Origin of the sequence: Chitinophaga horti (assembly GCF_022867795.2) — a bacterium.
GTDB lineage: Bacteria > Bacteroidota > Bacteroidia > Chitinophagales > Chitinophagaceae > Chitinophaga > Chitinophaga horti.
In genome coordinates this window covers 1567168-1591786 of sequence record NZ_CP107006.1, presented here as the reverse complement: position 1 = coordinate 1591786, position 24619 = coordinate 1567168, and the positions used below count along the sequence as shown (strand labels likewise).

Genomic DNA, 24619 nt, shown 5'->3' with positions numbered 1-24619 from the left:
ATAGGCAGGCTGTCTTCGATGCTCGAACAATATTTTAACCTTATAAACAGGGTCAACCTCAGGTTGCCACTAAGATATTTTTCAATAAGCATCAATCCTAATCTCGCAAACGAACTCCGGTCAAGGGTATCAATGAAGGGAACAGGTTATTTAGACAGCCTGCTTTTATCTCCACTAAGGTAAGAATGTCATCAGGATATTTTGCCCGTTCGAGGGCTGCTTACTCGCAATGACAAAGGAGCGGCCGATCGTCTCACTCTTCGTCCTTGCGACCGCAGGGAAGCAATCCTCCGCTACCGTCTCCGCGTTTGCAGCGGGTTGTATAACATTAAAACTTCACTAACCCCAGTTTCGCCAGCCCGTAAAACAGGCAGCTTGTATGCAGGCTTTGAATGATCTGGTTATTTTTTAGCAACTGTATTACCTCTTCCGGTGTCATCAGGATTACTTCTATATCTTCATTGTGATCGAGTTGTTGCTCCTGCACTTTTTTACCGCCTCTCGCCAGGAACATGTGCGTTAGGTTCGTGTTGGTGGAAGGGTTTGCGGATACGGCACCGAGGTTCTCGAACGTATCGAACTCGTAGCCGGTTTCTTCCAGCAGTTCGCGGCGTATACCAAATTCGGGCGTTGGATCGGTGTCATCGAGTGTGCCACCAGGCACTTCGATAATAGTACGGCCGAGCGCGTGGCGGTATTGTCTGATCATGATGATCTTACCATCTTCCGTCACCGGCACGGCGGTTACCCAATCGGGGTATTCGTGTACGTAATAGTTCTCTACCACTTTGCCAGCCGGCGTTTGCGCCTTATCCTTCCGCACAGTGAGCCAGGGCTCGCGGTGCAGGTATTCCGATTGCAGTACTTTCCATTCCATAATGCTACCAGCCTTTACTTTCTTTCAGGTTTACGATATGTGTGAGGTGGTGTAAGCCGTGCCAGGAGTAGCTGGCCAGCGTTTGCCACAGTTTAAATGTTTGTTTGCTTTCCGGGTGAACGAAGGTACGCTCGTACTGCTCGTCCGTCAAAGCCTCCAGCAAGTTGCTCCAACGCGTATGCAGGGCATGCAGCAGCGTAATCGACACGTTTACCGGCGTGTTGCTTACATCGGGCAACGCTGCCCAGGCAGCTTCGTCGTAAGGCTTGATGACAGGATTATATTCCGTCAGCGCCAGCTTAAAACGCGTGAGCGCGTTCATATGACTGTCCACCAGGTGGTGTACGACCTGTGCGATGGTCCAGCCATCGGGACGGTAGGGCGTTTGCAGCTGATGCTCATCCAGGTTCTGTACGGCGATTTCCACCAGTGTTGGGAGTTGGCGGATGTCGTTGATTAAACGCGTGCGTTGCTGAGCACTTGCGCTTTGCGGCGTGACAAACCTGCCGATGGGGTATTTGAGTGTTTCGAGGTCCATGTCTGTGTATTTAATGGGCGTTGAATTATGCTTCCCTTAAATCCTTCCCGGTGAGGTGGATAAACACATCTTCCAGGTTGGCCTTCTTCACTTCTTTCTTCCTTTCGAAGCCGGAGGCTACGAGGTTGTCGATGAGCGCATCGGGACTGTCTACCGCGATTACGCGGCCGCTGTCGACGATCGCGCAGCGATCGCAGAGGAACTCGGCTTCGTCCATATAATGCGTGGTGATCACCACCGTGGTGCCCTGGTCGCGTACTTGCTGGATAAGGTCCCAGAGGTTGCGGCGGGCCTGCGGATCGAGGCCGGTAGTTGGCTCGTCCAGGAAAATCACTTTAGGTTTGTTGATGAGCGTGGTGGCGATGGAGAAACGTTGCTTCTGTCCGCCCGAAAGGGCTTTGTAACGTGCATTGGCTTTATCTTCCAGGTTGAAAAGTCGCAGCAGCGCTTTGGGATCTACCTGTTGGTTGTAAAGTCCTGCGAACATTTTGATCAGCTCTACCAGGTTAAGGCCCGGATAATAACCGGAGGACTGCAGCTGTACGCCGATGATCTTTTTGATCGCTTCAGGGTTTTCGTCCAGGTTGATACCGTCGACCCATACCTCGCCGGATGTCTTCTGGCGGAGCGTTTCGATTATTTCGAGGGTCGTGCTTTTGCCGGCGCCATTGGGCCCGAGCAGGCCGAATATTTCGCCTTCAAACACTTCAAAACTGATCCCTTTCACGGCTGTAAAGTCGCCATACTGTTTTACCAGGTCCTTTACAGCGATCATCGTCCTTTTTTCCATGCCGCCAAATTACAAAAAAAGGGGGAGTAAAGTGTTGTGGTTGAAGGGAGTGACACAACGGCGGCTGACTGTTGCTGCAAAAGCCGGTGCAAGATAAAAATAAAAAGGGCAGCACCCGGTGGCGCTGCCCTACGTTGATTGTTCGGAAAATCTATTTACTCGCCGCTTTCGGCTTGTTGATGAAAATCTGGGTGAAGAACGTGATACGTCCTTTGTCGGCGGTGCCGATGCCGATTACATTGTAATTGCCTTCCAGGTTTTTACGGTGGCCGGGACTTTTGATCCAGCCTTTTACTACCGCTTCCGCATCGAGCGTGCCATAGGCAACATTTTCAGCGGCACCTCTCACGGAGCCCATCTTTTTGGAGATGTCGTCAATTCTTTCTTCAAACCCGTCGTGGCCAAAACCCGTGCGGCCTTTAGCCATATCGCGGCTATGTTCGCGGGCCTGTACACTTACGGTTTCAACGAGTTCCAGCGGGGCCAGGCCCTTCGACTTACGGTATTTGTTGGTGTAAAAAAGAATCTCTTCTTCCAGGCTGCCTTTGTTGACAGTGCTAACGGTGCTATCGGAAGGGATGGTGTTTCGGCTGCACGCAGATGCTTGCAGGGCGGCAAGTACCGCAAAGGATAAGGCAAAAATTCTTCTCTTCAATGACATGATTTCTAAACGCATTATAAAAACAAATATTGTTTATTATAACGGTAAAAGAAAAAAGTATGCCATATTTATGAGAGTATCGCCTGCATCTGCTCCATCAACAGTTTAGACCCGATAAATACGGGTATACGCTGATGCAGTTGCTCCGGCTGTACGTCCAGCAGCCTTGTTTTGCCATCCATTAACGCTACGCCGCCGGCTTTTTCTACCAGGAACGACATCGGGTTACATTCGTAACATAAACGCAGCCTGCCATTTTTGTACTTGCCGAACGCCGGGTAAAAGAACACGCCGCCCTGGATGAGCGTGCGATGTATTTCGGCCACCATACAGCCTACAAAGCGATGACGGTAGATCTTTTCAGCTTCGTTTTTCGCCATAAAATGATCGATGGTATGACGTACTTTTTCTTCGTAAAGATGGTAATAGCCTACGTTTACGGAGAAAATGTCGCTATCCGGCGGGCACTTCAGATCGGGATGCGAGAGGCAGAACTCCCCTATCGACGGATCGAGCGTAAATCCCTGTACGCTGCGCCTGGTGGCGTAAACGAGCATCGTGCTGGATCCGTAAATGATGTAACCGGCGGCGATCTGCTCGCGGCCCGGTTGCAGGAAGTCGTTCACATCGCAGGGCGAGCCGTTTGGCGTAAGGCGGCGGTAAACAGAGAAGATCGTACCGATCGAGACGTTTACGTCGATGTTACCTGAGCCGTCGAGCGGATCGATGAGCACAACATACTTCGAGTTCATGGAGTGCGCGTCCGTAAAGGGAATAAACTCTTCATTCTCTTCGGAAGCCACGCCGCAGCAGTAAATGCTGGAACGCAGGGAGTTGATGAACTGGTCGTTGGCAAATTCATCCAGCTTTTTAACTGATTCGCCCTGTACGTTGGTTTTACCAGCCTCGCCGAGGATGTCTGCAATGCCGGCCTTATTCACTTCTACATTCACCCGTTTCGCGGCTCTTCCGATATCGCGCAGCAAGCCGGAAAGTTGTCCTGTGGCGGCGGGGTAATTCTTCAGGTCCTGGATCGTAAATTCGTCCAGGGTCATTACTTTTTGGTGGTTGTTCATACTATTCATTCAAAGATGGTGTGGTGTCCGCAAATTAGGCTAATTGGAGAGTTTTTTAACGGGGGTGTCATTTCTTACTAATCATATTTTTAAACTAATCTAAAGTTGCCGTACTTTGCCGGACATTTTTTTAACAGAATCTCCCCCTGTATATGAAGGTTTTCAAATTTGGCGGCGCAAGTTTAGAAAGTATTGAACGTATAAAAAACGTGGCGGCCATCGTGCAATCGTTCCCGGAAGACAAAATCCTGATCGTTATCTCTGCCATGGGCAAAACCACCAACGAACTGGAGAAGGTGGCGCAGCACTATTTCATGCGTAAAAGGGAGATTGCCGCCCAGTTACTGTTTAATATCGAACAACAACATATACAGCTGGCGGAACAACTGCTCGGCAACAAAACCAACTCCGTATTCACCCAGTTGCAGGAGTTTTTTACAGAAGCCGAATGGACGCTGGGTGAAAAGCCCGTACGTCCCTACGACTATTATTACGATCAGATCGTGGGCCTGGGCGAACTCTTATCCACGGCCATCGTCAGCGCTTACTTTAACCAGATAGGCCTTAACAACGCCTGGCTTGACGTGCGCGACATCTTTCTTACCGACAGCACCTTTCGCGATGCGAACATCGACTGGGAGGTAACACAGCGCCAGGTGAACGAAAAAGTACTGCCTCTCTTCAACACCACCAATGTAATCGTGGCGCAGGGTTTTATCGGCAGCACCGATCAGAATGAAAGTGTGACCTTAGGCCGCGAGGGCAGCGACTTTTCAGCTGCCGTATTCGCCAATACGCTGAACGCAGAAAGCCAGACGATCTGGAAGGACGTGGAAGGCCTGAAGAACGCCGATCCTAAGCTATTCCCCAACACGGTGAACATCCCGGAGATCAGCTTCAGCGAGGTGATAGAAATGGCTTACTACGGCGCGCAGGTGATTCACCCGAAAACTATTAAACCGTTACAGAACAAACAGATACCATTATACGTAAAGTGTTTCCTGGACAAGAACCTGCCAGGTACGGTGATTAAAGAAGATACGGATGCAGCACAACTGCCGCCGTTAATCATCCTGAAGCGTAACCAGGTGTTGTTAACGATCACCTCGAAGGATTTTGGCTTTATTACGGAGGATAAGATTGCGGACATTTACGATATGCTGTTCCGACTGAAGATCAAGATCAACCTGATGCAGAATGCGGCGATCAGCTTTAGCTGCTGTATCGATCACAATCCCGAAAAGATCGAGCAGCTGATGAAAACGTTGCATGATCAATATAAAATCACCTACCACGAAGAGTTAGAATTGCTGACCGTGCGTTATAACAAGAACGGCCTGCTGGAAGAGCTGATCAAAGGCAAAACGATCCTGCTGGAGCAGCGGGCATTACACACGACGCAGGTATTGATGAAACAGCCTTCGGAGCAAACGATATAACACACGATTAAAGGCCGTTGGTTAAAACAGCCTTGCGATGACAACAGCCATAGGATCAGGTTATGTGGCATACGACTAAGGGCCGTTAATCCAACAACCCTTTCGAATGACGATACCGACCTTTACTGATGTGTGCCGTTGATATACCCTTCCAGGCTCTGGATGATGGTCCGCTGTTCATCAATGATGAACTTCACCAGGTCACCGATAGACACTACGCCTACCAGGCGGTCGGCATGATCGGTGATCGGCAGGTGGCGGATGTGTTTGTCCGTCATCTTTACCATACAATCTTCAATAGAATCATCTTCTTTCATGACAATGGGGTTTTCGGTCATGATATCGCGAATCGGCGTTTCCCTTGACGAGCGTCCTTTGAGGATCACCCTACGGGCGTAATCGCGTTCGGAAAAGATACCCAGGATACGGTCGTTTTCCGTTACCAGCAATGCACCTACATTGCGGCTTACCAACACTTCCAGCGCTTCATAAACCGTTGTTTCCGGGCTGATGGAGTATACTGCGTGGCCCTTGGCCTGCAGGATGTTTCTGACTCTCGCTCCCATAACAAGCCTTATTTAAAGTGTGAAAACTATTCATAAGTTAAGTTTTTTCAGGGGGATAATCAAATAAAAGAACAAGGCCGCAGTACTACTGCGGCCTTGTTGTTATGCACAGGTGTTTACCCGGTGTATGTCGACCACGTTGGGTATGTCGAACTCCTCGAATTTGTCCAGGAGACCTTCCGCGCCGTGTTCCAGTTTATAGTCCAGTTCTTCTTTGTAGATGGGGTACAGGCAGTAAAAACGGATGGTTTGTTCTTCATTCACCACCAGTTCATGAAAATCGTTGGGCAGGTTGATGGAAGGCAGCAACAGCATGCATCCCAGTTCCGTATTATCTGCCATCGGATGCGCCGCCTCGCCGTTCGGGATCGTATGGCCCCAGGCCAACCAGGTTTTGTATTCATGCGGGAAGCGCGATAACAGTTTTAACCAGCGCACGGGCCAGTAATTATTTTCGTCCTTGAACGCTTCTTCTGAAATGGGCCAGTCCGCCGGCAGCAAGATGCAAAGCTCGGCATAACGGTGCGCCTCAAAGCCTTCGGGCACATGCATTGGCCGGTCGCTCATGCCGGATGTGACCAGTGTATGGAACGGGTAATCGGCCGATGGTTTCACCCAATGCACGTCGATATGCACAAGGTCTGAAATCAACTCATGAAATACCATATCCACCGGGCCTACATGTTGTTCAATGTGACTAGAGATAAGTTCGATATTATCCCCGCCGGATGCATATTCGAAGGGCCGCTCCTGGTCGGGGTTATAGCGGTAAATAGGCGCGCCGCTGCCGCTGGTTTCCTGATCTGACATAAGATGGTTTTTACGGGTTATAAAGGCAAGATACAAAAAACGATCGCGGAGGTCGTATTACATTTCGGCTTCGACAAAAAAGGCATAAAAAAAGCCGGTCATTACAATTACGACCGGCTTTTTCATTGATCACTATCTGATTAAAGATTGTTCTTTTTCAGTTCGTTCACGGCAAAGTCCGCAGCACGCGCAGTAAGCGCCATGTACGTGAGCGACGGGTTCACGCAGCTGGCGGAAGTCATGCTTGCGCCGTCTGTTACAAACACATTCTTCACAGCGTGCAGCTGGTTGTTGCCATTGAGTACAGATGTTTTAGGATCGCGTCCCATACGGGCAGTACCCATCTCGTGGATAGCCATGCCAGGATAAGAACCGTTATCGTACGTTTTCACGTCTTTAATACCGGCGGCTTCCAGCATTTCTGCGGCGTCGTTCATCATATCCTTACGCATCTTTTCTTCATTCTCCTTGAAGTCTGCATGGAACTTCAGCACTGGCTGACCCCAATCATCTTTCTTGGAATTATCGAGTGTTACGTAGTTGTCTTCGTAAGGCAGACACTCACCGAAGCCACCGAGGCCCATCGACCAGTTACCTGGCTCTGTAAGCATTTCTTTGAAGTCTTTACCTACACCCAGTTCGGCAATACCGCGGCCCCATCCGCTGCGGCTTGCACCGCCCTGGTAGCCGAAGCCACGCAGGTAATCGCGCTTGTCGCTGCCAACGTTGCGGTAGCGGGGAACGTAGATGCCATTCGCCCTTCTGCCGAAGAAGTATTTATCGTCGTACCCTTCTGCCCTGCCGGATGCGCCGGTGCGGAAGTGGTGGTCCATCAGGTATTTACCCAGTACACCGCTGTCGTTGCCCAAACCATTCGGGAAGCGGCTGGAGGTAGAGTTCAGCAATACGAAGGTGGTACCAAGTGTAGAACCGTTTACGAAGAAGATCTTCGCAAAGTATTCGGTCATTTGTTTGGTGTTTTTATCGATTACCCTTACGCCGGTCGCTTTGCCCAGTTTCTCATCATAAATGATAGAGTTTACGATGGAATCCGGACGCAGGGTGAGATTGCCCGTAGCCACAGCCGCCGGCAACGTAGACGATTGCGTGCTGAAATAAGCGCCAAACGGACAACCGCGGCTGCACAGGTTGCGGAACTGGCAGGTAGTACGGCCAGGCAGCGGCTGCGTAATGTTCGCCACACGACCGATGGTCATCAGGCGGCCGTTAAAATTGCTCTTAATAGCGGCGGCCACGTCCTTCTCCACACAGTTCATTTCCATCGGCGGCATGAACAGGCTGTCCGGCAATTGCGCCAGGTTTTCGGCCTGACCACTGATGCCTACGAACTTCTCTACGTATTCGTACCAGGGCTTCAGGTCTTTGTAACGGATAGGCCAGTCAACGGCGATGCCGTCTTTTGCATTGGCCTCAAAATCGAGATCGCTCCAGCGGTAGCTCTGGCGGCCCCACATAATGGATTTACCTCCCACGATGTCCGGACGGTACCAGTCGAAACGTTTCTCTTCCACATAAGGGCTTTTGGAGTCGTTGATCCAATAGCTTTCGTTATGTTCGCTGTAAGGGTAATCGCGTTTCAGGTAAGGGTGTGTTTCCTTTTGTGCATTGGTGATGCGGCCCCTGTGCGGAAACTCCCAGGGATCTTTCATGGCCGTTTCGTACTTGCCGTGTTCGAGGTTTTTACCGCGATCGAGCATGAGTACTTTCAGACCTTTTTCGGTTAGTTCTTTGGCAGCCCAGCCACCACTAACGCCCGAACCGATCACGATGGCGTCGTATGTATTTTCTTGTGTTGCTTTCAGATTCAGATTAATCATTTCCCGTAATGTTTTAAATCAGTTTAAACGATGGATACTCAGGATGCCCAGGCTTTGTCGCCTTTTTTGTAAGGCACGCAGCCCTCGTATTTGGCGGGTACCTTCACATAACGCAGTGCTTTGGTAGCACCGGGTTCGGAAGAGAAATAACCGGTAAGGGTCAGTTCCTTCATCAGCTGGAAGTAGTGAGGACCATCGTCTTCCTTCTTATTTTCGCGTTTGTTGTACGCGATACGTTCCCGGTCGATCTCGGTGAGTAACTCGGTACGTTGTTCGGGAGTGATGTTCATGAAAGAAGCTTTGTACTTCTCGTTGGCTTTGTCGTTAATGTCTTTCAGCCCGGCTACAAAAATTTTCTGTGACTTCTCATCGTAACAGTCGTTCATCATGGTGAGCATAAACTCGTCGACCTTCGCCGCTTTTGCGCCCGGGGTGTTGGTTTCCGGGATGATCGTTTCCGCGACCTCCGCCAGCATGGCCTTGGTTTCAGGCATTTGCAGCGTATAGTTTTTTGGTCCCGCGGTATTACAGCCTTCGAGGGCCGCTAACGTGGAAGCAGAAATGGCCGTTCCCATCAGGATAGCCACATTCTTGAGGGCATCTCTTCTGTTCATAATTTTAAATTGATTTGACCTTAGCTCAAGTTCTATGATAAAAAATGCGTTCCTTAACAGATTACAACAGAGGAGGATGGCGTGTCTCAGCTGCTTTCATCGGGTTGGAAATCCGTGCTTTGCAAGACGTGTAGATTGCATAACGTGGGTTCCGGAGGAAAAATTAGTAAATAAAACGGAAATCAAAACAAAAAAATAGGGCAACGGCGTCCGTTACCCTACTCTTTTATCTTTAGTAATACTTTTTTTACATGATGTATTTGCCTTGCGGGTTTACCATGACTACGGGCAGCTTATGATGCTTTTCGAAGTAGTCGTACGCTCCTTTCAGGTTCACCCAAAACTTCTGCGACTCGTTATCGTTCAGTGATACCGTGCCCAGGTAGTCCATGGAACGGCTGTTACCGAACTTTACCGGGAATACGTGCACCGGGATAAAGTCCTGGCCTGCATTCTTGGCGTTTACCGCCATGATGTAAACTTCTTCGATAAAGTCGTCCGTGAGCGGAATGCAACCGATGGTCAGGCAGCTGCCGTGAATATAGATCTCGCCACCAGGCTTTTTCTGGTCGCTTAGTACTTTATCCGAAAAGTTCGGGTAGTTGATACCCAGGCTCAGGTGGTAGTTGCTGTTCGGGTTAAAGTCGTTGATGTAATAAAAGCCTTCCGGCACCTGACGGTCGCCTTCCTTACGCTTGGGCCCCATTTTACCGGAAAGCGAACAAACCCTGTAAGATTTAAACAGGCGGAACGTATCGGTGACGCTATTCTTCACCCAGATCTCCATTTCGCTGTCCAGCTTGAACGAGCGCACATACATGTACTTGGCGGGATAGGTTAGCCCCTTTTTAGCAAATTCGCTTTTAATTGCCTCTTCTCTCTCACGGAAAGCTACCCCTACTCTGGGGAACAACTTCTGGTTTTCCAGGAAAGATTGCTGTGCTTTCACTCCCCCCACGATCAACAACATCAGCGCCGATGCAATGATTCTTTTCATAAACAATAACAAATTCTATTTTGACAAATTTCTATAGGCCAGGAAGAACAATAATAGTGCAAAAATAATATATATTATGATTCCCAGTTTCTTTCCGGTAATTTTTAATATGTAGTGGGGATTGCCCGCCCATACCAAATACGCCGTAAGTAATTGAAAAAGACCCGCTAATGCGAACAAATAACCGAATAACGTTTGAGTGTTCATATAAAAAAGAGCACCTCATCCGGACTATTAACGAATGAGGTGCTTACAAAAATATCCAAAGCTTAAAATAAAATCAAGTTTTTAACAGGCCTTTAGGATTTAGGCGCCTGCCTGCTTACAGGTTGCCCCTGGCCTCCTGCTCTCTTTCGATAGACTCGAACAGCGCTTTAAAGTTACCCTTCCCGAAGGATTTGGCGCCTTTACGTTGAATGATCTCGAAAAATACCGTAGGCCTGTCCTGGATAGGCTTGGTGAAGATCTGCAACAGGTAACCTTCATCGTCACGGTCCACCAAAATACCCAGTTCGCGCAGCGGCTTAAGGTCTTCGTCGATCTGGCCTACACGGTCGAGCAGGGTGTCGTAGTAAGAACCTGGTACAGTCAGGAACTCGATACCACGCGCTTTCAGTGCAGAAACTGTTTCGATGATGTTATTGGTGGCGATCGCTACGTGTTGTACACCTGGACCACCGTAAAAGTCGAGATACTCTTCGATCTGCGATTTCTTTTTACCTTCTGCCGGTTCGTTGATCGGGAATTTCACACGGCCGTTGCCGTTGCTCATTACCTTACTCATCAGCGCCGAGTACTCGGTAGAAATGTCGCTATCGTCAAAGGAGATCAGGTTGCGGAAGCCCATTACCTTTTCGTAGAAATCAACCCAGGTGTTCATCTCGTTCCAGCCTACGTTGCCTACGCAATGGTCTACATACTGCAAACCTGTAGATTCAGGATTGTACACGGTTTTCCATTCTTTGTAGCCTGGCAGGAAAGCTCCATTGTAGTTCTTCCTTTCCACGAAGATGTGCACCGTTTCGCCGTAGGTATAGATACCACTGCGAACAACCTCGCCAAATTCGTCTTTTTCCACTACCGGTTCCATGTAGGACTTAGCGCCACGTTTAATCGTTTCCTCGTAAGCGGAACGGGCATCGTCAACCCACAGGGCCAGTACCTTAACTCCATCGCCATGTGCTTCTACGTGGCGGGAAATATCGGAGCCTGGTTTTAGTGGTGTGGTAAGTACAAAACGGAGTTTGTTTTGCACCAGCACATAAGATACGCGGTCTTTCACCCCGGTTTCAGGGCCGGCGTAAGCGAGCGACTGGAAGCCGAAGGCGGCTTTGTAAAAATGTGCGGCTTGTTTGGCATTACCCACGTAAAACTCCACGTAATCGGTGCCGTTAAGCGGCAGGAAATCTTCTGCCTGTACAGGCGACTCTTTTACAACTGCTGTGTTCATAAAGACAAATTTGGTTGGTTTTTGATTTTTACCCTGATCAGGTTAATGTTAATGCGTTAAGATGTTTATTAATGAAATCAATTTCTTCCGGTGCCAGTTTCAGGTCGATCGCTTTGGCGTTCTGAATCGCCTGATCGGCGTTGCGGGCGCCTGCCAGTGCCACGGTAATACCCGGGCGCTCGATCGTCCAGCGTAACACCAGCTGCGACAACGAAGCATTTTTGCTTTCGGCCAGCGGCTTGATCAGCGACAGGAAAGCGTTGATACGTGCGATGTTGTCCGGCGTATAAAAGCGGTTACCCGCGCGGCTGTCTCCTTCGTTAAACTGGTGATCGGGTTTGATCTTACCGGTGAGCAGGCCGCGTTGCAGCGGACTGTAAGCCAGTATACCCCGCTTCTTTTCAATGCAGTAAGGCACCAGCTCCTGTTCGATCGTTCTTTCCACCATACTGAAAGGCATTTGGTTTGATGCGAGTGGCAATACGCTTTCTGCACGCTTCATTTGTTCTACCGTGTAGTTACAAACGCCGGCTTCGCGGATCTTTCCCTGCTCTTTCAGGCGCAGCACCGCTTCGAAAGTTTCTTCGATGGGCGTGGTATCGTCAGGCCAGTGGATCTGGTACAGGTCGATGTAATCGGTGCGCAGGCGTTTAAGGCTGGCCTCACACTCTTTGATCACCGCTTCTTTGCCAGACCATTTATAGATATCGATGTCTTTGCCATCGTTATCCTTGCTTTTAAAAAAGAACTGTCCTTTGTTGCCTTCCCAGCTCATGCCGAACTTGGTCAGCACCTGCACCTTATCGCGGCTGATACCTTGCAGCGCTTCGCCGAGTATGTCTTCACTGGTCCCCTGTCCGTATATCGGCGCCGTATCAATGGATGTTACTCCCTGATCGATCGATGCGCGTATAGCGGTGATGGCGTCGCGGCGTTCTGCGCCACCCCACATCCAGCCACCGATGGCCCATGCACCAAACGTGATGGCCGATACCTTCAAATCACTTTCTCCTAGTTGCCTGTATTCCATAATGATTAACGTTTAGGCCGTTAAGTTAGGCAATTATTCCGCCCAGCTTGTCGTATAACTTCCATCTTCTATCTGCAGCGCTTCCTTCGTGATCTGTAAGGGATGGAATGTATCTACCATGACGGCCAGCTCTTTCGTTTCCTTCGCGCCGATGCTCTTCTCTACTGTACCAGGGTGCGGACCGTGTGGAATACCAGCGGGGTGCAAAGTGATCATGCCTTTGGTAACATGTTTACGGCTCATAAAATCGCCGTCTACATAATACAATACCTCATCACTGTCGATATTGCTGTGATTATATGGCGCAGGGATCGCCTGCGGGTGATAATCGAATAAACGTGGGCAGAAGGAACATACCACAAAGTTGTGCGCTTCAAATGTTTGATGCACGGGCGGCGGCTGATGCACGCGGCCCGTAATCGGTTCAAAATCGTGGATCGAAAAGGCAAACGGGTATTCGCAGCCATCCCACCCGACAACGTCGAACGGATGGTGGCCGTAATGAATGGGATACATCACACCTTTCTTTTTGATCATGATAAGGAAATCACCTTTCTGATCTATGGTTTCAAGATGTTTTGGCTGGCGGATGTCCCTCTCGCAATAAGGCGCATGTTCCAGCAACTGGCCGTAGCGGCTCAGGTAACGCTTTGGATAGCGGATGGGGCTGAAAGATTCTACAATGAACAGCCGGTTCTGGCTATTGGAAAATTCTATTTTATAGATCGTGCCGCGGGGAATAACGAGGTAGTCGCCGTACCCGAACTCCAGGCTGCCATACTGCGTGCGCAATACGCCGGTGCCTTCGTGCACGAATATCATTTCATCGGCATCTGCATTCTTATAAAAATGATCGCTCATGCTTTGCTGCGGTGCGGCCAGTACGATGTGCAGGTCATTATTCACTAACACCGCTTTGCGACTTTCGAGGAAATCAGCAACGGGCTGGATGTTAAAACCCTGGAAGCTGCGGTGCTTCAGCATCTTTTCCTCCGCTACGGTGGGTGCAACGATATATGGATCGTCGACTTTCACGATAGCGGTGGGCGGATGGCAGTGGTACAATAACGTAGAATTTGATGAAAAGCCTTCCGTGGAAAATAACTGCTCCGAATACAGGCCGCCGTCCGGTTTACGGAACTGCGTATGCCTCTTATGCGGAATCTGCCCCAATTGATGGTAATGTGGCATAAAGGAACGATTAGATGAATAATACCCCGCCCGCAGGCGCCAGGATTATAGACAATAAACAGAACGGGAATAAAGGTGCGGGCCGCTGCCTAGCAAACGGTAGAATCCATGGCCAGGGTGGCCATTAAGTAATAGTATCCTAATTGATACTTATGTGTGGATTGTAAATGCACGGACTAAAATTAGCATAATTATCAGAAGTGCAAAACTTTTTATGAAAAACGTTGCTAGAACAACGTTCGAAATTTATCAAGCATTTGCGCCATTATTGAAATATTTCAAAAGTTGACCTTGGTGCATTGTTTTATCAGTTCAATTTTTAACCTTTGTAACAGTTAAGTCATAAAAAGATAGTGCGTTTTAATTCTTCACATATTATCACTAACAGCCGTTCCATCTCCGGAGCGCACGCCACTATTATGACGACAAACACAACCCCTTACCGGGGTTAATCATCACATATCGTCCTACGACCAGGCTTTACTGGTAGCAAGCAAGCAAAGAATGCCAGGTATTCTCTACGTATAAATTATTTTCCAGATGCAAGTTTTGAAATTCGGCGGCACCTCCGTAGGTAACGCACAGGCAATAGACCAGGTTTGCCAGATTGTTAACCAATATCCCAGGAAAGGACAACTCGTTGTGGTGGTTTCTGCCATGAGCGGCACGACAGATAAGCTCATTAAAGCAGGTGAATTGTCAGGCAAAAGTCATGACGGATATAAAACCTTATTGCAGGAGATAGAAGCCCGGCACCTCGACACCATTCGCGAACTGTTCCCTATTGGCGCGCAGAGCGGTTTATTAAGCCAGGTAAAGAAACGCCTGAATGAACTGGAACTTTTGTGCGACGGCATTTACCAGGTAGGCGAACTATCACGCCGCTGCCTCGATCAGATCATGAGTTTTGGAGAACTCCTCTCCTCTTACCTTGTAGCAGAAAGATTAAAACTGCTCGGACTCAACGCCGCCTGGAAAGACAGCCGCGAATTGATCATGACCGACGACCACTTCGGCAACGCGCAGGTGGACCAGGAAATGACCGAACACCAGGTAACCAAATACTTTCAACACGCAGCTGCAGAATATATCGTCGTGCCTGGCTTTATTGCAGCCAATGCAGAACGGGACACTACTACTTTAGGGCGTGGCGGGTCTGATTACACCGCGGCCATTATCGCCGCAGCCATGGACGCTAACCGGCTGGAAATATGGACCGACGTAAGCGGCATGATGACTGCCGATCCACGACTGGTGCCGCAGGCCATTCCCATTCCGCATATTTCTTATGCAGAAGCGATGGAGCTGTCGCACTTCGGGGCGAAAGTAATTTACCCGCCTACCATACAGCCGGTGATGGATCGCCGTATTCCTATCTGGATAAAGAACACTTTTGCGCCGCATGATTACGGCACGCTTATACAAGACAATGGCGAAAAGCCTTTTCCGGTTACAGGCATTTCGGGGATACAGCATATTGCGTTGCTCACCCTCGAAGGCAGCGGTATGGTAGGCATCCCGGGCTTCTCTAAACGCCTGTTCGATGCATTGCTGCGCGAGCGGATCAATGTGATACTGATTACCCAAAGTTCGTCGGAACACTCTATTACCGTAGGCATTCATGAAACAGATATGCTGAAGGCCAAAGCGGCCGTAGACAGTGAGTTTTCGCAGGAGATCTTTGATAAGAAGATAGCACCGCTGCTGGTGGAAAAAGACCTGTGCATCGTGGCGGCCGTAGGCGATAACATGAAGAACTACCATGGCCTTAGTGGCAAACTGTTTGGTGCACTGGGCAGGAATGCCATCAACGTAAGGGCCATCGCACAGGGCTCCACCGAAAAAAATATATCAGCCGTGATCAACAAAGCTGACGTAAAGAAAGCGCTGAACGTGATACACGAAGCTTTCTTCGAAAACGAAACCAAACAGGTAAACCTTTTTGTTGCCGGCGTAGGGAATGTGGGCGGCAAACTGCTGGAACAATTGCATCAACAGCAACATTTCTTATTGAACGAACTGGGGATACAGGTACGCATCATCGCCGTGGCCAACAGCCGCCAGATGGTATTTTCAGAAGACGGGCTGTCCCACGATAAATGGAAAGATGCACTGGCGCAAGGCGATAGCATGGACCTGCAGCAATTTGCAGCTAAGCTGAAGTCGATGAACTTACGCAACAGCGTCTTTGTTGATAATACCGCCAGTGAAGACGTTGCCCGTATTTACGAAACCTTCCTGCAGCACGGCATATCGGTAGTTACCTGTAACAAGATCGCCTGTTCCGCCAGCTACGCCTCTTACAAAAAACTGAAGGACCTGGCCCGTAAGTTCAACGCCTCGTTCCTTTTCGAAACCAATGTAGGCGCAGGGCTACCGGTGATCAACACCCTTAACGACCTGGTGCGCAGCGGCGATAAAGTACGAACGATAGAAGCCGTATTGAGCGGTAGCCTCAACTTCGTGTTCAACAACTTCGTGAACGGCGCCGACTTCCGCAAAGTGGTGAAGGCCGCGCAGGACGAAGGTTATACCGAACCCGATCCACGCATCGACCTTAGTGGCAAAGACGTGATGCGCAAAATATTGATACTGGCGCGGGAAAGTGGTGCAGAAATGGAACTGGAAGACATCGAGAACCACTCCTTTCTGCCGGCGGAATGCCTGGAAGCAGCCGATGTAGCTGGGTTTTACGAGCAGCTGGACGTTCACGCAAACCATTTTCAGCAACTGCTGCAGAACGCGAACGACGAAGGTAAACGCCTGAAGTTCGTGGCCCGTTACCATAACGGCAAAGCATCTGTAGGCCTGCAGGCAGTGGCGCCCGATCACCCGTTTTATAAATTAGAAGGTAAGGATAACATTGTGCTGTATACGACTAACCGTTACGCCGAGCAACCGCTGATCGTACGTGGTGCAGGGGCTGGAGCAGACGTTACCGCCTCCGGTATATTTGCGGACATTATGAGAACCGTCAGGAACTAAGAAAAAAACAAACGATGAATAGCGACTGTATAAAAGTATTTGCGCCCGGCACTGTAGCGAACGTAGCATGCGGATTTGATGTAATCGGCCTGGCCCTGGACGCACCCGGCGACGAGATGACCGTTCGGAGGAAAGACACGCCGGGCATTACCATTTCGAGCATAGAAGGTGCCCCTTTCCTTTCAAAAGAACCTGGCAAGAACGTAGCCGGCGTTGCCCTGCAGGCGTTTTTGCAGGAACTGGGACAACCGGATATGGGGCTGGATGTGACGATTAAAAAGAATATTCAACCCGGTAGCGGTATTGGTTCCAGCGCGGCCAGTTCCGCGGGAGCTGTAGTAGCGGCCAACCTGTTACTCGGTAAACCTTTCACGCAGGAGAAACTGGTACGTTTCGCGATGGAAGGCGAACGACTGGCGAGCGGCACTGCGCATGCAGACAATGTGGCCCCGGCCATCATGGGCGGCTTTACGCTCGTGAGAAGTTATCAGCCGCTGGACCTCATCCGCCTGCAAACCCCGGATGACTTATGGGTTACAGTGATACACCCGCAGATAGAGGTAAAAACTTCAGATGCACGCGAGATCCTGAAACAACAGGTGCAGCTGAAAGACGCGATTCGTCAGTGGGGTAACGTAGGCGCGCTGGTGGCGGCTTTATATACGAATGATTACGGTTTGCTGAGCCGGGCTTTGGAAGATGTGATCGTAGAACCGGTGAGGGCGATCCTGATTCCGGCGTTTTACGAACTGAAATTGAAATGTAAGGAAGCAGGCGCACTGGGCGGCGGTATTTCCGGCTCCGGACCATCTGTATTTATGATGAGCCGTGGCGAAGAAAACGCCAGAAAAACAGCTGCTGTGATGGACCAGGTGTATGCGCCCATGGGCGTGGATTACAAGATATATGTATCGCGGATCAACACAGAAGGTGTGAGGCAGATATAACATTATCCAACTTAAAAAACGACAACATGCAATACTACAGCTTACAAAACCCGCAGCACCGCGTTTCGTTCCGCGAAGCGGTGATACAGGGCCTGGCGCCGGACAAGGGATTATACTTTCCCATGCAGCTGCCAAGGCTGGAAAAAGATTTTATAGAGCGATTGGAGGAGTACGACCCATTATACATCGGCCGGCACGTGATAGCGCCGTTTATCGGGGACGAAATTCCGGAACACCAGCTGAAACAAATTGTTTCCGAAACTCTCTCCTTCCCTTTCCCGCTGCGGGAAGTGGAACCTAACGTGTATGCGCTGGAGTTATTTCACGGTCCGACCCTGGCATTTAAAGATGTGGGTGCACGTTTTATGGCCGGCTGCCTGGGCTACTTCCGAAAGCATGACCCAAGGCCGGTAACTGTGCTGGTAGCCACTTCCGGCGATACCGGCGGCGCGGTGGCTAACGGTTTTTATAATGTGCCGGGGGTAAACGTGGTGATATTATACCCGAGCGGCAAAGTGAGCGCCCTGCAGGAAAAGCAACTAACTACCCTCGGTGGAAATATCACTGCCCTGGAAATACAAGGCACCTTCGACGATTGCCAGCGCATGGTGAAAACCGCCTTCCTGGACCAGGAGCTGCAGGAGCAATACCTGCTTACTTCCGCCAACTCCATTAACGTGGCGCGGTGGTTGCCGCAGATGTTCTATTACTTTTTAGCGTACCGCAAGATCAAGCAATGGAAGAAGGATGTGGTGTTTGCAGTGCCCAGTGGCAACTTCGGCAACATCTGTGCAGGCATGCTGGCCGCGCAGATGGGACTGCCCATCGCGCATTTTGTGGCGGCGACGAATGTGAACGATACCGTTCCGCGCTTCCTGCAAAATGGTCAGTATGCGCCAAATGCGGCCGTGCCAACCCTGTCCAACGCCATGGATGTGGCGGACCCGAGTAATTTTGTGCGGATACTGCAACTCTTCTCCAAAAGCGAAACCGCTTTAAAAGCGAAGCTTTCGTCGTACAGCTTTACTGATAACGAAACTGTGTCAGCCATAGAATCGGTGTTTGCGGAGCATCATTATTTGATGGAGCCACATGGCGCGGTCGGTTACCTGGGTCTGAAACAATACTTGCAGCAATCCCCGAACAATGTAGGCATCTTCCTGGAAACTGCGCACCCTGTGAAGTTTGACGATACCATGCCAGAGCAATTACGCAGTGAAATACACGTGCCGGAAAAAGTAAAGCAGCTGTATAACCGCGAGAAGCAATCGGTGTTACTGCCCAACGATTATGAAGCATTGAAAAGCTGGATGATGGCGGTCCCTGCAAGGTAAGCCGATAGTAAAAACTCCGTTGAAGTGAGTGACACAACGGGGGATGAATAGTGAACAAATGATGGCTAAAAAGAAAGAAATTTAAGGTCAACACACTACCGGGGCAAGGCGTATCGTTATAGATGCGCCTTGCCTATTCATAAAATTTGTAGGTTTGACCTTATGAAATACCCGATTTACGCTTCCCTACTGCTTGCCGGCGCCCTCGCGGCCGGTTGTAACAACCATCAACCTAAGGAGCAGGCAGCTGCCGGTCCAGACACGCTCCTATACACGCCGCTTGTGAAACCGCTCACCGACTCCATCGCGCAATTTCCCAAACAACATGAATTATACTACCGGCGCGGTTTAGCGCTGTTCAATGACGCGCCCGAACTGGCGTTAAAAGACTTTCAGTCGGCGGCGCAGTTAAACCCTACTTATACAGATTACTGGGCCACATCGGGCGAAGCAGCACTGGTGATGGAGCAATACAAAGACGCAGCGATTGCCTTTGAGCAGGCGCTTAAAACGGCGCCGCAACATCCTTACATTCAATATAAACTGGCGATCGCGTTAATTGAGAACGGACAGCCCGCGGCGGCCGACAGCCTGGCGGGCGTGCTGGCAAAGTCCGAAGAGGGGCAGGATAAAGCGTATTACCTGAAAGCCCGCATCGCAGAGGATAAAGGCGATACGACCACTGCCATCACACATCTGAAGGCGGCTGTAAAGGTTGCAGGCATTGAAAGTGACTATGATGCGGTGATGGAACTCGCCTCGCTGCTAAAAGACCAGGAGGCGCTGCAATATTACGCCCTGGCCTCTAAAATCGATCCGACACTGGCCGATCCGCATTACGCGGCCGGGCAGTATTTCGAGTTGAAAGGTCAACCCCAGGAGGCGATCAAAGCTTACCAGGAGGCGATTCTGGCCGATCCGGGTTATGAAGAAGCGTATCTTGCCATTACAGATATTTTTGCCCGCAGCGGTAAATGGAAAGAGGCGAAACATTTTGCCAACCTCACCGTACGTAACAAACCAAACAGCGCGCGTGGTTACTACAACCGCGGTTATGCGGCCGAGCAGCTGGGCGATATGGCGGCGGCGAAGGCAGACTACCAGAAAGCCTTAGGCTTCCGTAAAAACTTTCCGGAAGCGACAGAAGCACTGGCAAGGGTTTCTGGCAAGAAATAACTAGGTTTGTGAGGATTAAACCTTTACGCTTTGGAAAAACGGAATGTTATCGTAGCCCCTTCCCTGCTGGCAGCCAACTTTCTGCAGCTCGACCGGGAAATAGAAATGATCAATAACAGCGAAGCCGGCTGGCTGCACCTCGATGTGATGGATGGCCGCTTTGTACCCAATATCAGCTTCGGCCTGCCGGTGATTTCGCAGGTGTCGAAGATCGTTAAGAACAAAGTTTGCGACGTACACCTGATGATCCTGGAGCCGGAGAAGTACGCCGAAGCCTTCCGGGATGCGGGCGCTCATAGCCTGACCGTTCACGCGGAAGCTTGTCCGCACCTGCACCGCAACATTCAACAGATCAAAGACCTGGGCATGAAAGCCGGTGTGGCCCTTAACCCCCACACGCCATTAAATGTGCTGGAAAACGTGATCAACGACCTGGACCTGGTACTGATCATGAGCGTAAACCCGGGTTTCGGCGGACAAAAGTTCATTCCGCACACGCTCACGAAAATAAGGCAGCTGCGTAAAATGATCGACGATGCCGGATCCTCCGCGCTGATCGAGATCGACGGTGGTGTGACGGTGGCCAATGCAGGCGAGATCGTTGCTGCGGGCACAGATGTGCTGGTAGCGGGCAATACAGTGTTCAGTGCTGCCGATCCGAAAGCAGTCATCAGCCAGTTGAAAAAAGCGGGAAGTTAGTCTGCGAGCTGCATAATCACATCGTTCGTGAGGGGTTTGGTAAGATAACCGCTCACAAAATCATACGAAGAAACACGTTCCTGGTCCTTTTCATCGATGGAAGACGTAAGCACGTATACGCGTATACCCTTTGACATCATCGGGCGTATCTGCTGGAAGCGGTCGAGAAATTCCCATCCGTCCATCACCGGCATATTAAGGTCGAGGAGAATTATATCAGGAAGTTTAGAAGCATCTTTACCAACGTCGCGGAGGTAGTCGAGCACTTCCTGTGCGTCACTGAATTTGCTTACTGCGTTGGTAATGTTTAAACGATCCAGCATAATCTCGGTGATTTGCTGATGTATAGGGTCATCGTCTACAATAAAAATTGTATTTAACGGCTTCATATCTTCTTATTCGGGCCTAAATGTAATAATAAATTTTGTTCCTTTTCCAGGTTTGCTCTCTGCCAGAATATTGCCGCCCATAGCTTCTATCTGGCTTTTGGTGATAAATAATCCGATACCTTTTGCGTCTTTGTTTTTGTGGAATGTTTTCCTGAAGCCGAACAACTTGTGACCGTAACGATCGAGGTCAATGCCCACCCCATTGTCTTCCGCCGTGAGCATTACCCCCCCATCTACCTTACGGCTCTGGAAGTGCACCATCGGCGACCGGTCGTTCGCGCGATACTTGATCGCGTTGGTGAGCAGGTTCTGAAGAATGCTGTCGAGGTAGATCTTAGGGTATTCAATGTCCGGCGAGTCGGAGAAGTCACTGGTAAGCCGTATGCCGCTGGTTTCAATGTCCACCGTTAGTATTTCTTTGATACGCTGCAGTCTTTCCTGGAAAGATAGCGATTCCCGTTCGAGGTTGAGGTCCTTGCGGATCTGCACAATTTCGATCAGGTCGTTCAGCGTTTCATCGATGTTCATGATCACGTCGTGCTGCATATTGATATACAGTTCGCGCTCGTTTTCAGATTCGGTGTTGTTATATATCTGCATGAGCGCCTTCAGGTTGGCGATTGGCGCGCGCAGGTTATGTGACGTGATGTGTGCAAAATCTTCCAGCTGCTTGTTCTGGTTTACCAGGTATTTATTGAGGCTGAGCAGCTGCTCGTTCGCCTTGCGCAACTCTTTCTGCATACGCCGGCTGGACGTGATGTTGCGGGTGAAGATGGACAGGCTGCCATCCTGCATGGAGGCCAGCAGGAACTCGTACCACGTGTTCGTTTGCGGCAGGTAATTGATAAAAGACACCGGCCTGCGATGCTCTATACACTCGTTTACCTTTGCGTGGAAGGTACTACCTACCAGCCATGGAAACACTTCGAAGATATTATTCCCCACTACCGCTTCGTGATCAATGATCTCTTCTGCCTTTTTGTTGATGAAGTTGACCTTACCATCCTGCCCCATGATCGCATAGCCCATATCGATCGTGTCGAAGAAGAGGCTCATCAGCTCCGTATTTCGCGACAGCTGATCACGGATCTGGAACTGTTCGGTAATATCCTGTATAACGCCGTGTATGCGTACGATGCGGCCGTTCTTGAACTCCGGCCTGCCGATCATTCTTATTTTGATACTGTTGTTGCGCGCGGTCACCAGCGTGAGCTGCACATCGAACGATTTGCCGTACTGCGTGCAGTCCAGGATCGCTTCTTCCATACGCATACGTTCATCGTCGCTAAAAAAGGTGCCCATCTTTTCCATGGACATCTGCGTGTGCGGCGGCAGTTCGTGTATGCGATAGGTTTGCGGCGACCAGCGTACCCGGTACGACGGCACATCAATCTCCCAGCCGCCGATCTTACCGATTTCACCCGTTTGCAGCATAAACTCCTGCGACTTGGCGTTCTCGATTTCCTGGCGCTTTTTGTCTGTGATATCGTTTACCAGCGCGACTACGATCTGGTCTTTATCCACCGGATCGTATACCGGGAACATGGTCAGATCGAGGTACACTTCCCGCTCCTGCTTTGACCACTCCTTGTCCATGGACAAGTCAAGCCGTTTTTCCGTACGCACCATTTTGCCGTGCTGTAGCACCTGCATAAACAGCTGGTCCAGCTCAAAAAGTTTGGCGAACGGATCGTTTATCATATTATAGCTATCCTCCGCACCATCCGTTACATTGCCGAAAAACAGGCGTTGCGTTTGGTTGACGCGGCGAATGAAGCCGAAGTTATCGAACTGTATGTACCCGATGGGCAAGTTCTCGACGATATTATTCAGCAGCCTTTCACTCTTTTCGAGGCTTAGTTCTGCCAGCTTCTTCTCTGTAATTTCACTGAGGATGAGGAACATGTACGCCAGCTCGTTCTGCTGCCCGATCACCGGGAAGCCTGTAGCTTCGTAATAAGCGGGCTGGATGCGGGTAACCGCGCCGCTTTGTACCTCCGTATATTTAAGCAGTATTTCTTTTTTGACCGGCACCCGGCGGCGGATCACTTCTTCGAATAACGCGTTGAGGCCGTTGTGGCGGTTGATCGGATCACCTAATACATTGTAAGGCAGGCCGTTTACCGACAGGTGGTTTTCGCCCAGGATGTCGCGCATGTAGTTGTTGAGGTCAACGCTCCAGCCATCAGCAGTGTATTGATGCAGGCCCACCGGCAGGTTTTCGAGCACACTGCGGTAGAACTGTTCGTTCTCGCGGGCTTTTAGCTCCTGTTGTTTGCGGGCAGTAATATTGAAACAGATAACAAGATAGCCGCCTTGTCCGCCGCCCGTACTGAACGGACTTACGGTCGCATCCACCCAGATAAGACTACTATCGGCGCTGTTATATGCTACTTCGTTATGCCAGGTGTTGCCTGTTTTAAGCGTGCGCCATATTTCGTCTGCATCGCAGGGCGATTCTACCTGGCTGATGATTTGTCCGAACGAGAGGCCTACCAATGCAGGCGCCGGCAAACCGGTAGCCTCGCAGAACATCTGGTTTACGCGGATGATGCGGGCACGTTCGTCGAGCAGGGCCACCATGGCGCATGCGTCCATTGCTGCCTGTACCTGGTGCAGGTGTGCATTGGCATGCAACATGTCCTGGTAAAAACTCAACTCGTGGCTTACGTTACGCGAAAGCATAAACGCCCCCGTTACTTCGCCATCGTTATCGTAAAGCGGTTTAAAGGAAATGCGGTGATGCGCGCCCCCGGGAACCACATTTGGTATGGAGCACACATAGGTGTTGCTATCCCCGGCAAGTGCCCTTTTACAATGATATAACCATTGCTGGGCCCATTGCGGGTACGCTTCACAAAGGGATAAAACACTGATGCCGGGCCTGATATCCGCTCCGTACAGTCTGCGGCATTCTGCCGAAAAGACCTTGTTGACGCGGACGAAACGACATTCCATATCGAAGATGGCGATGCCGTCCTGGATATCATCCAGCACCTGACTTAAAGCAGCGTCGTTCATGTTGTAAGTAAGTCTGTTGGCATTTTGTACTCCCGGAAATTCATCATGCTCTGCTTAGACGGCCAATTAAATCAAAGTTAAAAGTAGTCATAATATAACACATTTCCTTGTTAACAGAAAAAATCAATATTATCATTGACGGGCGGCCGGGGATAATCTGTGGATAACTGAAACCCTTTGCCCATAAGGCA

Annotated in this window: 21 protein-coding genes; 6 read left to right on the top strand and 15 right to left on the bottom strand. The window is 50.1% G+C overall.

Annotation, left to right across the window (positions count from 1 at the left end):
* Nucleotides 1-328 precede the first annotated feature (328 nt).
* The 5 genes from MKQ68_RS06540 to fbp form a co-directional block, all read right to left on the bottom strand.
* A complete protein-coding gene (locus tag MKQ68_RS06540; protein ID WP_264282593.1) occupies nt 329-877 on the bottom strand; it encodes an NUDIX hydrolase in 549 nt (182 codons plus the stop codon).
* A 4-nt stretch (nt 878-881) separates the two neighbouring features.
* Complete coding sequence (locus MKQ68_RS06535) at nt 882-1415, bottom strand: YfiT family bacillithiol transferase (protein WP_244840181.1); 534 nt, start codon at nt 1413-1415, stop codon at nt 882-884.
* A 25-nt stretch (nt 1416-1440) separates the two neighbouring features.
* Nucleotides 1441-2205 carry an ABC transporter ATP-binding protein gene (locus MKQ68_RS06530; protein ID WP_264282592.1) on the bottom strand — a complete coding sequence of 255 codons (765 nt, stop codon included), beginning with the start codon at nt 2203-2205 and terminating at the stop codon, nt 1441-1443.
* Between the two features lie 151 nt (nt 2206-2356).
* The gene (locus tag MKQ68_RS06525; protein ID WP_264282591.1) at nt 2357-2860 is read right to left on the bottom strand and encodes a CAP domain-containing protein; all 504 of its coding nucleotides are present in this window, start codon (nt 2858-2860) and stop codon (nt 2357-2359) included.
* Between the two features lie 74 nt (nt 2861-2934).
* Nucleotides 2935-3942, bottom strand: a complete 1008-nt coding sequence (gene fbp, locus MKQ68_RS06520; RefSeq protein WP_264282590.1) for a class 1 fructose-bisphosphatase — start codon at nt 3940-3942, stop codon at nt 2935-2937.
* Between the two features lie 152 nt (nt 3943-4094).
* Here fbp and MKQ68_RS06515 point away from each other — a divergent pair, with 152 nt between their 5' ends.
* A complete protein-coding gene (locus MKQ68_RS06515) occupies nt 4095-5381 on the top strand; it encodes an aspartate kinase (RefSeq protein WP_264282589.1) in 1287 nt (428 codons plus the stop codon).
* Nucleotides 5382-5503: 122 nt separating this feature from the next.
* On the opposite strand, the gene MKQ68_RS06510 is transcribed toward MKQ68_RS06515, so the two are convergent.
* From MKQ68_RS06510 to MKQ68_RS06475, 8 genes are all read right to left on the bottom strand, one after another.
* Nucleotides 5504-5947, bottom strand: coding sequence for a CBS domain-containing protein (locus MKQ68_RS06510; protein ID WP_264282588.1), 444 nt, complete (start codon nt 5945-5947; stop codon nt 5504-5506).
* Between the two features lie 102 nt (nt 5948-6049).
* Nucleotides 6050-6757 carry a suppressor of fused domain protein gene (locus MKQ68_RS06505; protein WP_264282587.1) on the bottom strand — a complete coding sequence of 236 codons (708 nt, stop codon included), beginning with the start codon at nt 6755-6757 and terminating at the stop codon, nt 6050-6052.
* Between the two features lie 140 nt (nt 6758-6897).
* Entirely contained in the window at nt 6898-8595 is a 1698-nt protein-coding gene (locus tag MKQ68_RS06500) for a GMC oxidoreductase (protein WP_244840175.1), read from the bottom strand.
* Between the two features lie 38 nt (nt 8596-8633).
* Complete coding sequence (locus MKQ68_RS06495) at nt 8634-9209, bottom strand: gluconate 2-dehydrogenase subunit 3 family protein (protein ID WP_264282586.1); 576 nt, start codon at nt 9207-9209, stop codon at nt 8634-8636.
* Nucleotides 9210-9456: 247 nt separating this feature from the next.
* Nucleotides 9457-10206 (bottom strand): L,D-transpeptidase family protein, encoded by a 750-nt coding sequence (locus MKQ68_RS06490; protein WP_264282585.1) that lies wholly within the window; start codon nt 10204-10206, stop codon nt 9457-9459.
* A gap of 322 nt (nt 10207-10528) precedes the next feature.
* On the bottom strand, nt 10529-11656 hold the full coding sequence (gene hppD / locus MKQ68_RS06485; protein WP_264282584.1) for a 4-hydroxyphenylpyruvate dioxygenase: 1128 nt from the start codon (nt 11654-11656) through the stop codon (nt 10529-10531).
* Between the two features lie 37 nt (nt 11657-11693).
* The gene (locus MKQ68_RS06480; protein WP_264282583.1) at nt 11694-12686 is read right to left on the bottom strand and encodes an aldo/keto reductase; all 993 of its coding nucleotides are present in this window, start codon (nt 12684-12686) and stop codon (nt 11694-11696) included.
* A gap of 33 nt (nt 12687-12719) precedes the next feature.
* Complete coding sequence (locus MKQ68_RS06475) at nt 12720-13877, bottom strand: homogentisate 1,2-dioxygenase (protein ID WP_264282582.1); 1158 nt, start codon at nt 13875-13877, stop codon at nt 12720-12722.
* Nucleotides 13878-14417: 540 nt separating this feature from the next.
* Here MKQ68_RS06475 and thrA point away from each other — a divergent pair.
* From thrA to rpe, 5 genes are all read left to right on the top strand, one after another.
* Nucleotides 14418-16862, top strand: a complete 2445-nt coding sequence (thrA, locus tag MKQ68_RS06470; protein ID WP_264282581.1) for a bifunctional aspartate kinase/homoserine dehydrogenase I — start codon at nt 14418-14420, stop codon at nt 16860-16862.
* 14 nt (nt 16863-16876) lie between these two features.
* Complete coding sequence (locus MKQ68_RS06465) at nt 16877-17809, top strand: homoserine kinase (RefSeq protein WP_264282580.1); 933 nt, start codon at nt 16877-16879, stop codon at nt 17807-17809.
* A 26-nt stretch (nt 17810-17835) separates the two neighbouring features.
* On the top strand, nt 17836-19143 hold the full coding sequence (gene thrC, locus MKQ68_RS06460) for a threonine synthase (protein WP_264282579.1): 1308 nt from the start codon (nt 17836-17838) through the stop codon (nt 19141-19143).
* A gap of 162 nt (nt 19144-19305) precedes the next feature.
* Nucleotides 19306-20319, top strand: coding sequence for a tetratricopeptide repeat protein (locus tag MKQ68_RS06455; RefSeq protein WP_264282578.1), 1014 nt, complete (start codon nt 19306-19308; stop codon nt 20317-20319).
* 30 nt (nt 20320-20349) lie between these two features.
* Complete coding sequence (gene rpe / locus MKQ68_RS06450) at nt 20350-21018, top strand: ribulose-phosphate 3-epimerase (RefSeq protein ID WP_264282577.1); 669 nt, start codon at nt 20350-20352, stop codon at nt 21016-21018.
* Here rpe and MKQ68_RS06445 read toward each other — a convergent pair.
* Complete coding sequence (locus MKQ68_RS06445) at nt 21015-21341, bottom strand: response regulator (RefSeq protein WP_264282576.1); 327 nt, start codon at nt 21339-21341, stop codon at nt 21015-21017. The genes rpe and MKQ68_RS06445 overlap by 4 nt on opposite strands.
* Before the next feature lie 72 nt (nt 21342-21413).
* Nucleotides 21414-24428 carry a PAS domain-containing sensor histidine kinase gene (locus tag MKQ68_RS06440; protein ID WP_264282575.1) on the bottom strand — a complete coding sequence of 1005 codons (3015 nt, stop codon included), beginning with the start codon at nt 24426-24428 and terminating at the stop codon, nt 21414-21416.
* Between the last annotated feature and the right edge of the window lie 191 nt (nt 24429-24619).